At 38.4% G+C, this 13,889-nt stretch carries 12 protein-coding genes; 5 read left to right on the forward strand and 7 right to left on the reverse strand.

Annotated elements, in window-relative coordinates:
* Positions 1–54: 54 nt before the first annotated feature.
* Genes lrp through PARA_RS07200 form a run of 4 tightly spaced genes read left to right on the forward strand, consistent with a single transcriptional unit; the run spans position 55 to position 5,383 of the window.
* On the forward strand, positions 55–534 hold the full coding sequence (gene lrp, locus PARA_RS07185; RefSeq protein WP_005695827.1) for a leucine-responsive transcriptional regulator Lrp: 480 nt from the start codon (positions 55–57) through the stop codon (positions 532–534).
* Positions 535–536: 2 nt separating this feature from the next.
* The gene (locus PARA_RS07190; protein WP_014065175.1) at positions 537–3,326 is read left to right on the forward strand and encodes a DNA translocase FtsK; all 2,790 of its coding nucleotides are present in this window, start codon (positions 537–539) and stop codon (positions 3,324–3,326) included.
* A 36-nt stretch (positions 3,327–3,362) separates the two neighbouring features.
* The gene (lolA, locus tag PARA_RS07195) at positions 3,363–3,989 is read left to right on the forward strand and encodes an outer membrane lipoprotein chaperone LolA (RefSeq protein ID WP_005695829.1); all 627 of its coding nucleotides are present in this window, start codon (positions 3,363–3,365) and stop codon (positions 3,987–3,989) included.
* 53 nt (positions 3,990–4,042) lie between these two features.
* Complete coding sequence (locus PARA_RS07200) at positions 4,043–5,383, forward strand: replication-associated recombination protein A (RefSeq protein WP_014065176.1); 1,341 nt, start codon at positions 4,043–4,045, stop codon at positions 5,381–5,383.
* A gap of 74 nt (positions 5,384–5,457) precedes the next feature.
* On the opposite strand, the gene PARA_RS07205 is transcribed toward PARA_RS07200, so the two are convergent.
* The 4 genes from PARA_RS07205 to potA all read right to left on the reverse strand — a co-directional run bounded on the left by PARA_RS07205 (position 5,458) and on the right by potA (position 9,404).
* Entirely contained in the window at positions 5,458–6,540 is a 1,083-nt protein-coding gene (locus tag PARA_RS07205) for an extracellular solute-binding protein (RefSeq protein WP_014065177.1), read from the reverse strand.
* Positions 6,541–6,674: 134 nt separating this feature from the next.
* Positions 6,675–7,445, reverse strand: a complete 771-nt coding sequence (gene potC, locus PARA_RS07210) for a spermidine/putrescine ABC transporter permease PotC (protein ID WP_014065178.1) — start codon at positions 7,443–7,445, stop codon at positions 6,675–6,677.
* Entirely contained in the window at positions 7,445–8,305 is an 861-nt protein-coding gene (gene potB, locus PARA_RS07215; RefSeq protein ID WP_014065179.1) for a spermidine/putrescine ABC transporter permease PotB, read from the reverse strand. The genes potC and potB overlap by 1 nt, the downstream gene beginning before the upstream one ends.
* Positions 8,289–9,404, reverse strand: a complete 1,116-nt coding sequence (gene potA, locus PARA_RS07220; protein WP_014065180.1) for a spermidine/putrescine ABC transporter ATP-binding protein PotA — start codon at positions 9,402–9,404, stop codon at positions 8,289–8,291. Before potA ends, potB begins: the two co-directional genes overlap by 17 nt.
* A gap of 277 nt (positions 9,405–9,681) precedes the next feature.
* Between potA and pepT the strand changes: the two genes are divergently transcribed.
* Positions 9,682–10,917 (forward strand): peptidase T, encoded by a 1,236-nt coding sequence (pepT, locus tag PARA_RS07225; RefSeq protein ID WP_014065181.1) that lies wholly within the window; start codon positions 9,682–9,684, stop codon positions 10,915–10,917.
* Positions 10,918–11,082: 165 nt separating this feature from the next.
* Here the strand turns inward: pepT and PARA_RS07230 are convergent, their stop codons facing one another.
* From PARA_RS07230 to PARA_RS07240, 3 genes are all read right to left on the reverse strand, one after another.
* Positions 11,083–11,712: an MBL fold metallo-hydrolase gene (locus PARA_RS07230; RefSeq protein WP_014065182.1), complete on the reverse strand. Its 630-nt coding sequence runs from the start codon at positions 11,710–11,712 to the stop codon at positions 11,083–11,085.
* A 64-nt stretch (positions 11,713–11,776) separates the two neighbouring features.
* On the reverse strand, positions 11,777–12,337 hold the full coding sequence (locus tag PARA_RS07235; protein WP_014065183.1) for a YcbK family protein: 561 nt from the start codon (positions 12,335–12,337) through the stop codon (positions 11,777–11,779).
* A gap of 76 nt (positions 12,338–12,413) precedes the next feature.
* Complete coding sequence (locus tag PARA_RS07240; protein WP_014065184.1) at positions 12,414–13,883, reverse strand: L,D-transpeptidase family protein; 1,470 nt, start codon at positions 13,881–13,883, stop codon at positions 12,414–12,416.
* Positions 13,884–13,889 lie beyond the last annotated feature (6 nt).

A 13,889-nucleotide genomic window follows, 5' to 3' on the forward strand; every position in this document is an offset into this window, starting at 1 on the left:
ACTGAAAGTTTTTGATAAATTAGATAGAATATGCGCCGTACATAAGGAAAGGTTATGGAAAAGAAATTAAATAAAGCGTTGGATAGCATTGATATCAAAATCTTAAATGAATTACAACGCAACGGTAAAATCTCTAATATCGATTTATCAAAGAAAGTGGGGTTATCGCCAACGCCTTGTTTAGAAAGGGTAAAACGCCTAGAGAAACAAGGTGTGATTATGGGCTATCGTGCACTACTAAATCCTGAATTACTGGATGCACCTTTATTGGTGATCGTTGAAATCACGCTTGTGCGTGGTAAACCGGATGTTTTCGAAGAGTTTAATGCTGCGATTCAAGCGCTTGATGAAATTCTCGAATGTCATTTGGTATCAGGTGATTTCGATTATTTACTCAAAACACGTGTAGCAGATATGGCGGCATATCGAAAATTATTAGGTACCACATTATTGCGCTTACCCGGTGTGAATGACACCCGAACTTATGTCGTCATGGAAGAAGTGAAACAAACTAATTATCTCGTACTAAAATAAAAATGATTAAACAAATTACAAAACGATTTACACCGAAACAATATTTAGCAGAATTATTACTCGGATTGACCGCACTTTTAGGTTTATATTTAATCGTGGCATGGTCAAGCTATACACCATTAGATAACTCTTGGTCTACAGCAAGTTTTCAAACTGAAACCATCAATAAAGCCGGTGCTTTTGGTGCCTGGTTAATTGATGCATTTTTTGTTTTTCTCGGCTATGTCGGTCATCTCATTCCATTTGTCATTTTTATCGTACCGATTTATTTACTGAAAACCAAAGCGGTTCATTCTCTCTCGGCCACCCGCATTGCATTACGTTCCTTTGGCTTTATTGCTCTCATCGTGGGCTTAACCATGATGTCCACATTGTTGCTTTCAAATACGAACTACTATTTAGCTGGCGGCGTGTTTGGTGGCAGTTTAGTAGTGAACTTATATCCTACACTCGGCAAGTTTGGCTGTATTTTAGTCGGCTTTATCTGTGCGGTAGTGGGCTTTATTTTCTGTTCTGGTGCATCATTAATTCGTTTAATTGTGAAATTCTACCATTGGCTAACCATGAAAAATCAGCCGGCAGAAGAGGAGCATGCAGAGCATACTTCTGTAGATGATCTTGAACAAATTGTGATTGAGGCTCCTCAACAACTTGCTTTTTCTGATTCTCAATTGGAAACAGAATCTACAGAAAATGAAAAAGAGGAGGCGACTGAGAATACCTTTGTTAAGCCTGAGCAGCTAATTAATATCAGCGGACTATCCTCACCGAGTGCCTCAGAGCCTGCAGATGTTGAAAAATTAGAAGATAAGTTTAAAGGTTTCACGGTTGAATCAGACAATTTACCGAATGTGTCTATTTCTGCCTCTTCTTCCGTTGAATTACCAACAAAAGAAGATTTTTCAGCAACATGGAAAAATACACAATTGAATCCTCAAAGTGTGGATGATTCAGATGATATTTTTGAAGAAAATGTCATACCAAAAGTGTCACTAAAAACACCTGAAAATACGACCGCACTTTATCCAACTTATGATGAATCTTTAGAATCAGAAAATGATGGTTTAGAAGATGAATTAGCTCGTCAGTTTGCTGCGCAAGAGCAAGCTCGTATGCAAGAAATGGAAGTGCGTGCAAAAGCCTCAAATGCTGAAGATGCATTAAAAGTGATCTTGAATGAGTCGACAGCTTCACCAGTTAAAGCGCGTGAAATTCATATTGAGAATGCAACTGAAACAACCTATAAGCCGTATTCTGATACGCTTATTCATCCCGCATTCCAACAACCAACGAATAAACGTGAAAAACCAACGACACCATTACCAAGTTTAGATTTACTTGAGCATCGCCCAACGCAGGCTCAAGACATTACGCGTGAAGAAATTTTAGACACATCCGCACGCATAGAACAACAATTAAAGAATTTTAATGTCAAAGCAACGGTACAAGATGTGTTAGTTGGCCCAGTGGTGACTCGCTATGAACTTGAATTACAGCCAGGTGTAAAAGCATCAAAAGTAACAAGCATTGATACCGATTTAGCACGTGCGTTGATGTTCCGCGCGATCCGTGTAGCAGAAGTGATTCCTGGCAAACCTTATATTGGTATTGAAACGCCAAATGCACACCGTCAAATAGTGCCATTGCGTGATGTGCTCGATAGTAATGAATTCCGTTCCTCAACATCATTGCTTTCAATGGCTTTGGGGAAAGATATTAGCGGAAAACCCGTTGTGGTTGATTTGGCTAAAATGCCTCACTTACTTGTTGCGGGTTCAACAGGCTCTGGTAAATCTGTTGGTGTGAATACCATGATTTTAAGTTTGCTTTTCCGTGTGACACCGGATGAAGTAAAATTTATTATGATTGACCCAAAAGTGGTTGAGCTTTCTATTTATAACGATATCCCGCACTTGCTTACTCCTGTGGTGACGGATATGAAAAAAGCGGCGAATGCACTGCGTTGGTGCGTAGATGAAATGGAACGTCGTTATCAATTATTGTCAGCTTTACGTGTGCGTAACATTGAAGGGTATAACGAAAAAATTGAAGAATATGAAAAACTCAATATGCCAATTCCAAACCCAATTTGGAAACCTGGCGATACAATGGATAAGATGCCGCCTCCATTAGAAAAATTGAGTTATATTGTTGTGATCGTTGATGAGTTTGCAGACTTAATGATGGTTGCAGGTAAACAGATTGAAGAGTTAATCGCTCGCTTAGCACAAAAAGCCCGTGCGATTGGTATTCACCTGATTTTAGCCACACAACGTCCATCAGTAGATGTGATTACCGGATTAATTAAAGCTAATATTCCAAGCCGTATTGCCTTTACTGTGGCAAGTAAAATTGACTCTAGAACGATTCTGGATCAAGGCGGTGCAGAAGCCTTATTGGGCCGAGGTGACATGTTATATTCAGGTCAAGGTTCTTCGGATCTTGTTCGGGTACATGGTGCCTTTATGAGTGATGATGAGGTGGCCCGTGTAGCAGATGATTGGCGTGCACGTGGTAAACCAAATTATATCGATGGCATTTTAGACGGCGCGGATGATGAAGACTCAGGTGAGAAATCAACGGCAAGCAGTGGCGATCTTGATGCATTATTTGATGACGTCGTTGAGTTTGTCTTAAGCACAGGCAATACCTCGACTTCTTATGTTCAACGTAAATTTAGTGTTGGGTTTAACCGAGCGGCTAGAATTATGGATCAGCTCGAAGAGCAAGGTATTTTAGGCCCAATGAAAAATGGAAAACGAGAAATTTTAGCTCGACGTTCCGAATATTAATTCTCTTAAGTTTCACTTTACAAAAAGGAAAGTAGAATGAAAAAAACATTATTAAAAATGACCGCACTTACTGCACTTTTAAGCGCAAGTAACTTTGCTTTTGCTGATGCTGCAGATGAGCTGCAAAATCGCTTAAATCAAGTAACGGTATTAAGTGCTGATTTCTCGCAAACCGTGACTTCTGCTGGTGGTAAAAACGTTCAACAAGGAAGTGGGAAACTTCAAATTAAACGTCCAAATCTTTTCCGTATGGATACCAAATCACCGCAAGAAACACAAATTATTGCAGATGGTAAAACCCTTTGGTATTACGATCCATTTGTGCAACAAGTGACAGCTCAATGGGTGAAGGATGCAGTAAATAATACCCCTTTCGTGCTTTTAACCAGTAACGATAAAAGTCACTGGAATCAGTATTCAGTGACGCAGAATGTGGATACCTTTGTGTTAAAGCCAAAAGCGAAAAATAGCAATATTAAACAATTTGATATTCGCGTAGATGCAAATGGTGTGTTAAAAAATTTCAGTACCACAGAAAAAGATGGTCAAACCAATCTTTACGTATTGCGTAACATTACAAATCAAACCTTAGCTGATAGCTTATTCCAATTTAGCGTACCGAAAGGCGTGGAATTGGATGACCAACGCAAAGGTAAAAAATAATCCATAAGGTGTGAATGATAATCTTCACACCTTTTGCTTATTAAGGAAAGAATATGTCTAATCTGGATTTTGATTTTGCTGAAAATGACTTTCGCCCTTTAGCTGCCCGTATGCGTCCAACAAATTTGGAACAATATTATGGGCAGACACATTTAATTGGGGAAGGAAAGCCGCTTCGTAAAGCAATTCAAGCAGGGCATGTTCATTCTATGATTCTGTGGGGACCGCCAGGTACAGGTAAAACGACACTGGCGGAAATTATTGCTAATCGTATCAATGCGGAAGTTGAACGAATTTCGGCTGTAACAAGTGGCGTAAAAGAAATTCGAGAATCAATTGAGCGCGCGAAACAAAATCGACTTGCAGATCGCCAAACGATTTTATTTGTGGATGAAGTGCATCGCTTTAACAAAAGCCAACAAGATGCATTTTTACCCCATATTGAAGATGGCACGATTATTTTTATTGGTGCGACAACGGAAAATCCTTCCTTTGAATTAAATAATGCATTGCTTTCTCGTGCGAGAGTTTATCTCCTTAAGTCATTGACAATTGCTGAAATCGAACAAGTTCTAAAACAGGCGATTTCTGATCCGGAGCGAGGATTAGGTAAAGAGCGGTTAGTTTTAGAAGAAAATTTACTACAGGTATTAGCCGAATATGTGAATGGTGATGCTCGCCTGGCTTTAAACTGCCTTGAATTGATGGTGGACATGGCTTCTGAAGCTGAAAATGGTAAAAAATTAGACCGCACTTTGTTGAAAGAAGTATTAGGTGAACGACAAGCACGTTTTGATAAACAAGGCGATCGTTTTTATGATTTGATTTCTGCTTTGCATAAGTCTATTCGAGGCTCAGCAGCAGATGCGGCACTTTACTGGTATGCGCGAATTATCACTGCAGGCGGCGATCCTCTCTATGTTGCACGACGTTTATTAGCGATAGCTTCAGAAGATGTGGGTAATGCGGATCCTCGAGCAATGCAAGTGGCTCTAGCGGCTTGGGATTGTTTTACGAGAGTTGGCGCTTATGAAGGAGAGCGAGCTATTGCTCAAGCTATTATTTATTTAGCCGTAGCACCGAAGAGTAATGCCGTTTACAACGCATTTAATGCAGCCAAACAACATGCAAAAGAGTTTCCTGATTTCGATGTGCCACCTCATTTACGTAATGCGCCAACGGCTTTAATGAAAGAATTAGGTTATGGAGCTGAATATCGTTATGCACATGATGAACCTAACGCTTATGCTGCTGGAGAAAATTACTTCCCACCAGAACTGAAAGATACTCAGTATTATTTCCCAACTAATCGTGGTATGGAAATTCAAATTAAAGAAAAGCTTGACCGTTTACAAGAGCAAGATAAAAACGCATCAAAAAAACGCTATAAATAGTTTCTTCTCAAACGGTAAATATAAAAAAGTGCGGCTAAATTTGGCCGCACTTTTTGTTATCACTTAAAAACGCATTATTTTGCTGCTTTTAACTCTTGGTAATACTGTTCGTAATATTGAATCGCATCACCTACATCATCTTGCCAGTGGCTTTTTTGAAGAATTTCAGCTGTTGGATAAATAGATGGATCTTCAGTGATTTCTTTTGGAAGTACTTTTTTCGCTTCAAGGTTAGCTGTTGGGTAACCGATCGCTAAAGTCAATTTTTCCGCTGCTTTTGCACCTAATAAGTAGTTAATTAACTTGTGTGCTCCATCTGGATTTTTAGAAGTTTTAGGAATCGCTAAAGTATCAACCCAAAGAACAGGGCCTTCTTTTGGGAACACCATATTTAATGGCGCTTGTTCTTTTTTCGCGATACGTACAGAACCATTCCATAACTGACCTAATTCTACTTCACCAGAGATGAAAGAGTTTGCAGGGTTATCAGAATTGAAAGAAAGTACGTTTGGACGTAATTTCAATAACTCTTCATAAGCTTGCTTGATAATTGCTGGATCTTTGGTGTTTGGATCTTGACCAATTTTTAATAACGCAATATTGAATACTTCACGCGCATCATCCAATAATTGGATTTTGTTTGCATATTCAGGTTTCCAGAAATCGCCCCAGGAAGTGAAGTCAGAACCTTTATAGGTATTGGTATTAAATGCAATACCTGGCGCACCTAACAACTGAGGAAGCGAGTATTTATTGCCTTTGTCATAAGGTTTGTTGAGCCAATCAGGGTCTAATTCTTTGATAACAGGTAATTTACTGTGATCTAATTCTTGTAGCATGCCTTCTCGTGCCATTTTAGATACGAAGTAGTTAGATGGTGCAATCACATCATAACCGCCTGCATCACCTTGGGTTTTCATTTTGGCATACATAGTCTCATTAGATTCGAGACTTGCTACGATAACTTTGATACCAGTTTCTTTTGTGAAGTCATCTAAAAGACCATCTGGTACATATTCAGTCCAAGTATATAAGTACACAGTATCATTTGCTGGAGCCTGTGCTTTTGTTGCATCAGACTTGGCTTCTTTGTCGTTACAAGCAGTTAATGTAGCGGCAACTAAACCGGCAGTAAGCAAACCTGCAAATTTTTTCATTTTTCTTTGTTCTCCGTAAAAGAGGGGGTAAAAAACCACCTGCATTACTGCAGGTATAAAAAACGCCTTGATTGTGCGTCAAGGCGTATTTTATTTGATCTTAAAAGATTTGTGAAACCTTTTTATATCAATGTTTAATGATTATTTTTGCGTGTAATTAATTGACTTAAAATGACTAATCCTAATGAAAGCACAATCATAATCGTTGCTAACGCGTTTACTTCTGGTGTTACACCTGTTTTTACAAGTGAGAAGATACGCAACGGTAGGATTTCATAGCTAACACCACTTACGAAAGAGGATACAACAACATCATCTAATGAAATAGTAAAGCTTAATAACCAACCTGATACCACTGCAGGTAAGGCAAGTGGTAGGATAATTTTACGCAAAATAGTGACTTCGCTAGCACCTAAATCTTTCGCCGCTTCAAGCATTCTTGCATCAAAGCCATTTAAGCGAGAGAAAATCGTCACGGTAACATAAGGTAAACAGAACGTTACGTGCGCCAATAATAATGACCAGAAACCTAACGAAATCCCTACAACCATGAATAAGGCAAGTAGAGACACCGCCATAACGATATCAGGTGACATCATGACGATAAATAACATACCGCTTACTGCTTGTTTACCACAGAAACGATAGCGATAAAGTGCAATCGCGGTTAAACCACCCACAATAGTTGCTAAGGTTGCTGCAAAGAAAGCAATAGTGACAGAGTGGAACGCAGCTTGGATTAAGGTATCATTATTAAATAAACGTTCATACCAGTTCCAACTAAAGCCTTTCCAACTTAAACCATAACGGTCTTCGTTAAAGGAGTTAGTTACCAAGATAATAATTGGGATATACAAATAAGCGTATACCACAAACATAAAAATATTACGTAGTAAACGACTCATTATTCTAACTCCACTTTCTTATTCAATAATTTATTTGCACGATAGTAAACGAAAATCAATAATGCCATTAAGATGGTTAAGCCAATACTGATTGCAGAACCAAATGGCCAGTTACGAGAAATTAAGAATTCACTCTTAATCACGTTACCAACTAATAATACTTTCGCACCACCCAGTAAGTCCGCTACGTAGAACATACCCATTGCAGGTAGTAATACTAATAAACAACCCGCTACGATACCTGGCATGGTTAATGGCAAAATCACACGGAAGAAACGTTGAACCGCATTCGCGCCTAAATCTCTTGCCGCTTCTAATAAACGTCCATCTAATTTTTCAATAGCAGAGTAGAGCGGTAGAATCATAAATGGTAAAAGGAGATACACTAAACCAATGATTACAGCTACTTCGGTATTTAAAATACGAATAGGCTCACTCAAAATGCCCATATCCATTAACATGGTATTTAGCACACCTTTCACACCAAGGAAGACTTTCATTCCATAGATACGAATAAGTGAGTTTGTCCAGAATGGCAATACCACGAGGAATAATAAAAATGGACGATATTTTGGATTAATTTTGCTGATCATAAAGGCAAATGGATAGCCAATGAGTAAGCAAATAATCGTCGCGATGCCAGACATATACAATGAATTCCACACAACCTGTGCATAAAGCGGATTAAACAGGTTAGTGTAGTTATCTAAAGTAAATGGCAAAGCATAAAAGTCGCTACCATCTCGGGTTAAAAAACTTACGGTTAAAACCAATAAGTTTGGAATTAGCACAAAGAAGATTAACCAACTGAAGATAATTGCAACAGTAATTTTCTGAAATTTATTATTGATTATCTTCATCGTTGAGTACAACCTCCCAACCTTCGTGCCATGTAATACCTACACGTTGACCAACGCTGTGATCCATATGTGGGTCATCTTCGTTAAAGAATTCGCTCACTAATACGCGTTTACCGTTGTGATCAAATTCGACCGTAGACTCAAGTGTCATCCCTTTATAGGTACGATCCACAATGCGACCAATAATGGCATTTGAGTGCTCATTTTCGTCAAGCTCTTCAATCACAATATCTTCAGGACGTAATAAAACTTGTAGTTTTTGACCTTTTTCAGCAGAGATACTGGTGTGAATATCACATACACGACCTTCTACGTTGGCAAGTAGCTCATCGTCAGATTTACGTTCAATCACAGTTGCATCAAATACGTTGATTTCACCAATGAAGCGAGCGACGAATAGGTTGGCTGGATCTTCATAGATTTCACGTGGTGAACCATCTTGTGCAATTTTACCTTTACGTAACAAGACGATACGGTCAGACATGGTGATCGCTTCTTCTTGATCGTGAGTAACGAAAATAAAGGTAATGCCAAGTTGACGCTGTAATTGTTTAAGTTCATTTTGCATTTGTTTACGCAACTTATAATCCAGCGCAGATAAAGATTCATCAAGTAGCAACACTTTTGGCTTATTCACAACAGCACGAGCAATCGCGATACGTTGTTGCTGACCACCAGAAAGTTGAGCAGGTTTACGGTCGGCCATTTCTTCTAATTGCACCATACGCAATGCATCCAGAACGCGAGGTTTAATTTCGCTTTCTGCCACTTTTTGCATACGCAAACCAAAAGCCACGTTATCAAAAATAGTCATATGCGGGAATAATGCATAACTTTGGAACACGGTGTTAATGTGGCGTTTTTCTGCCGGAACATTAGTAATATCTTCACCGTCCAAAATAATATGACCTTCATCTAACTCTTCTAAACCCGCTAATAAACGCAATACTGTCGTTTTACCACAGCCTGATGGGCCAAGAATTGTGACGAATTCACCATTATTAATGGTTAGATTAAAATCATTAATAATTGTGTTAGAACCATAGGATTTTTTGATTGAACGAAGCTCAATAATAGGCTTTTGAACCAGATTTTCCACTAGCTTTGGTTTTCTCCCTAATTTCACCAATTTAATCGGTACTGAGTAGAAATGAACCTGCAAAAATGATGCAGGGGCGACATAAAATTGAACGGATATGATATAGCGAATTGTTAATGATGAAAAGGATTTAATCGCGTTTTTAGGAAAAATTTTATTGAAATATTGACCGCACTTTTTTCAGAAAATTTTATAACTCTTCACTTTCTTGTTATATATCAAGAACTGCAAGGATTTTTGGGATTAGACTAGCAGCAAAACAAAGGAGAATTTCAAAATGGAAGAACAAGATAATAATAAATTATTAGAGCGATTTTTAACGTATGTCGCGTTTGATACGCAATCTAAATCTTCTGCAAAACATTCACCAAGTTCAGCAGGGCAAATGAAGTTGGCTTTGCATTTGCAGAAAGAATTGATTGAACTTGGTTTACAAGATGTCAATGTGACTAAGCATGCCGTCGTGACGGCTTATTTACCCTCAAATCATCCCGAGTTAACACAAACCATAGGTTTTATTTCCCACCTAGATACCTCCCCTCAATGCAGCGGTAAAAATGTTCAACCTGAAGTGATCGAAAATTATCGGGGAGGAGATATTGCATTAGGTTTAGGGGAAGAGTTTATTAGCCCTGTGTATTATCCATTTTTACATCAGCTTATTGGCAAAACCTTGATTGTGACAGATGGAACCACTTTACTTGGTGCAGATAATAAGGCCGGAATCGCAGAAATTATGACCGCACTTTCTGTCTTGCAACGGGAAAATATACTACATTGTAATATTCGGGTTGCATTTACGCCTGATGAAGAAATTGGTTTAGGAATGCATTATTTCCCATTGGAGGATTTCCCTTGTGATTGGGCATATACCATCGATGGAGGAGAAGTGGGCGAGCTCGAGTATGAGAATTTTAATGCAGCAACGGCAAAAATAACCTTTAAGGGACGAGGTATTCATCCAGGGTATGCTAAAAATAAATTGGTGAATGCGCTTACCTTAGCTTGTGAGTTTCAACAAGGTTTTCCAAAAGATGATGTTCCCGAAAAAACATCAGGAAAAGAAGGTTTTTTCCATTTAGAGGATTTTAAGGGGGATATTGAGAAAGTTGAATTACATTATCTCATTCGAGATTTTGACCAAGCTAATTTTGAGCAACGTAAGGCATTTATTTATCAACTTGTAGAAAAATTTAATAGAGATAAAAGCCTGAAAGAGCCCGTGGAATGTGTCATTGAAGACAGTTACAAAAATATGTATGACACTGTCAAAAATGTTCCACAGGCGATTAAACTTGCTGATGCAGCAATGAAAGCTTGCGGTATTACTCCAAATCATAAACCAATACGCGGTGGAACGGATGGGGCATTTTTAGCAGAAAAAGGATTGGCTTGCCCAAATATCTTTACTGGTGGCTATAATTTCCATAGCAAGCATGAATTAGTTACCCTCGAAGGGATGGAAAAAGCCGTCGAAGTGATTATAAAAATAGCAAACTGTAAAGAATTGTAAATCTGTGTAAAGAAAAAGCTTGCATTTGTCAGAAAGTGTCAATATAATCGTCAGTGTTTTATCGAGATTCCTTTGATAAAGCTAAACTTTAGAGATTTTATTCATAAATTCCTTTTTGGTGCTCCTAAGAAATTAGGAGCTTTTTTTTACCCAAAATTCAGATCTTTACTTCAAAAACGGGTTGCTTCGTTTTTCTTGTCCAATAGTTGTGTAAGGACCATGTCCTGCAATAACAACCATATCATCATTTAATGTAAATAATTTATTTTTGATTGATGAGATTAATGTATCGAAATCCCCACGAGGGAAGTCTGTACGACCAATACTGTTTTGGAAAAGTACATCGCCAGTAAAAGCAATATTTTTTTCATGCTCAATAAAACCAATGTGGCCAGGTGTATGGCCAGGAAGATGAAGAATTTCAAAGGTAAATGCGCCAATTTGAATTTTTTCGCCTTCTTGATTAAACCAGCGATCCGGCGTAAATGCGGAAATATAAGGTAAACCAAATTGTTGAGATTGTTGTGGTAGACTTTCAAACAGAAAGCGATCTTCTTCCTGTGAGCCCCAGATTTCAATGTTAAAATGATCACGAATTGCTTCAGCGGCACCCACATGATCAAGATGGCCATGTGTTAATAAGACTGCTTTTAGGTTTAATTCTAATTCCTCAATGCGTTGAATAAGATTTTCCGCATTGCCACCAGGATCGATAATTGCCGCATTTTTTTCATCATCCCAAATAAGAGAGCAATTTTGCTGAAAGGCTGTAACTGGAATAATTTCAATATTCATCTTTTTTCCTTATTATTTATAACAAAAAACCGCACTAAAGTGCGGTCTAAAATTAAACTGTTTTTTATGCACCACGCCATGTTCTTACAGGGCCGGTATCCACGTGAATAAAATTACTGTAAGGATAATATCCCACACCACCGTTCTCTAGATTTTCAGCTGCTTGGCGTAATCTTGCTAAAGACACACCGGGGATTCTAAAATCGATAGCCTGGCCTTTGATATGATAGCTATTACTTGCTACACCTCGGCTTTGGCGATGACGCATAGCATTTGTTGCCGCACTACGATAGCCACAAATCACATCAATTTGTGCAGTACGTAAGCCCAAATCACTTTGTAAATGATAAAACTTCATGAAGAGATTGGGATCCATACGACGCACTTGGTCTGTACGGCGATCTCTCATAAAATAATCAAGTTTACCAAGTAGTGAACGAGTAAACCCTGTGGTTGCAGAGAATTCACCACTTAATCGTTCATTTGTGTTGACATTATAAAAGCTGAGAATGCGAGGTTTGGGTGTAGAGACCATGGCTAATACCGAAGTTGGCATCATGCTTGCACCTAAAACAATGCCGCCTAACGAAAGCCATTTGCGACGATTTTTGTCAATATTACCCATTTTATAGTCTCTTTTATTACCTATCCTTCACACTAGACAATTTTTGTATTAAAAAGTTCCCTAGTGTAAACCATTTTTAAAGATATTTTTTTACAACCGCCCAATCAATGTCGCTAAAGCTTGCTGCATCATCGTATTTATAAATGTCTGGTAAAACGTGTGTTTGACCGTTTTCTACCCATGCAGTTACATAATATAAGAATACAGGGTCATTTGTACGAATGTTAGCCGATACCGTTTTTTTACTCGCTAAAGCATTACGTTTTTTATCTTCTGACCAGCCAGCTTCTTTTAACAAGATAGAGGCAAGTTGATCTGATTTCTCTACACGCACACAACCAGAGCTTAATGCACGATCTTTTTTGCTAAATAAGCTATGATTTGGGGTGTCGTGAAGATAAATCGCATCAGAGCTTGGCATATTAAATTTATAGTTACCTAATGCACTATCTCCCGCAGCTTGACGAATTCGGTATGGGAATTTATTACCAATACTACTCCAATTAATAGAATGAGGATTAATGGTGTTGCCGTTACTATCTAAAATAGAGTAGTTGTGGGCAGTAGCATAGCTTGGGTCACGTTTTAATTTCGGTAAAATATCCTCATTGATTAAACGTGTAGGGGCATTCCAAGGTGGATTCACCACCACGTTACTCAAACGGCTGTACATCACTGGCGTACGGCGTTCATTTTTACCCACAATGACGCGTGATTCTAGAAGAACTTTACCATCACGATAATATTTCAATTGATAGCTTGGAATATTAACGAAAATCCCATTTTCAAAATCAGGAATAATACGTAAACGCTGAGCATTGAGAGCGAGTTTTTTACCTATCGCAGAAATACCTGAAGGTGAAATCATTGACGGGAGTGATTGTACAGTTTCACGGTATAAACGGTTATGGTTGGATAATCCATTCACAAAGTCAGAAACCGCATTGTTTTTAACCGCACTTTGCCATTGGTCAATAATTTCTTGATTTGGTAATTCTGGTTTATAAGCATTCGTTGCATATAACCAACGTTGTGCTTGTTGATTTACGTTCTTGCTGTAATACAAGTAATCAAGGAAAGCATCACTTAACAATACATCATAGGTGAGGCCGCCAGTTTTTTCAGCGTTATGTAAATTGATTAATGATTGCGCCGAACGTTTAGAAATACCAGACGCAACCATGGCCGCATATTCACGTAGGAATTGTTTTTCCGCAGCCTTGTCTTTCCACATTAAGTCATATTTATTATCGGCATATAATTTTGCCAAAATTGGTTTGAACTGCAGATTTTGTTCGCCAATTTCATGAGTTAATGACATCTCTAGCATGGTTTGCTTTTCAGCTGCTAGGCGAGCTTGGTCTTCTTTGATTTCCGCTTCAAGTTTTGCACGCTCTTCAGGGCTTAATTTAGACATATCAACGCCTTTATTTTCGGCTTGTTGAGGTTGCCCAACTGTTTTTGCCCAGTCTGCTAACGCACAACCTGACGTCATCATTGATAATGATAAGACTAATGTGCTTAATTTCATTGTTCCTTTTAACATTACTAT

Source organism: Haemophilus parainfluenzae T3T1 (assembly GCF_000210895.1).
Lineage (GTDB): Bacteria > Pseudomonadota > Gammaproteobacteria > Enterobacterales > Pasteurellaceae > Haemophilus_D > Haemophilus_D parainfluenzae_A.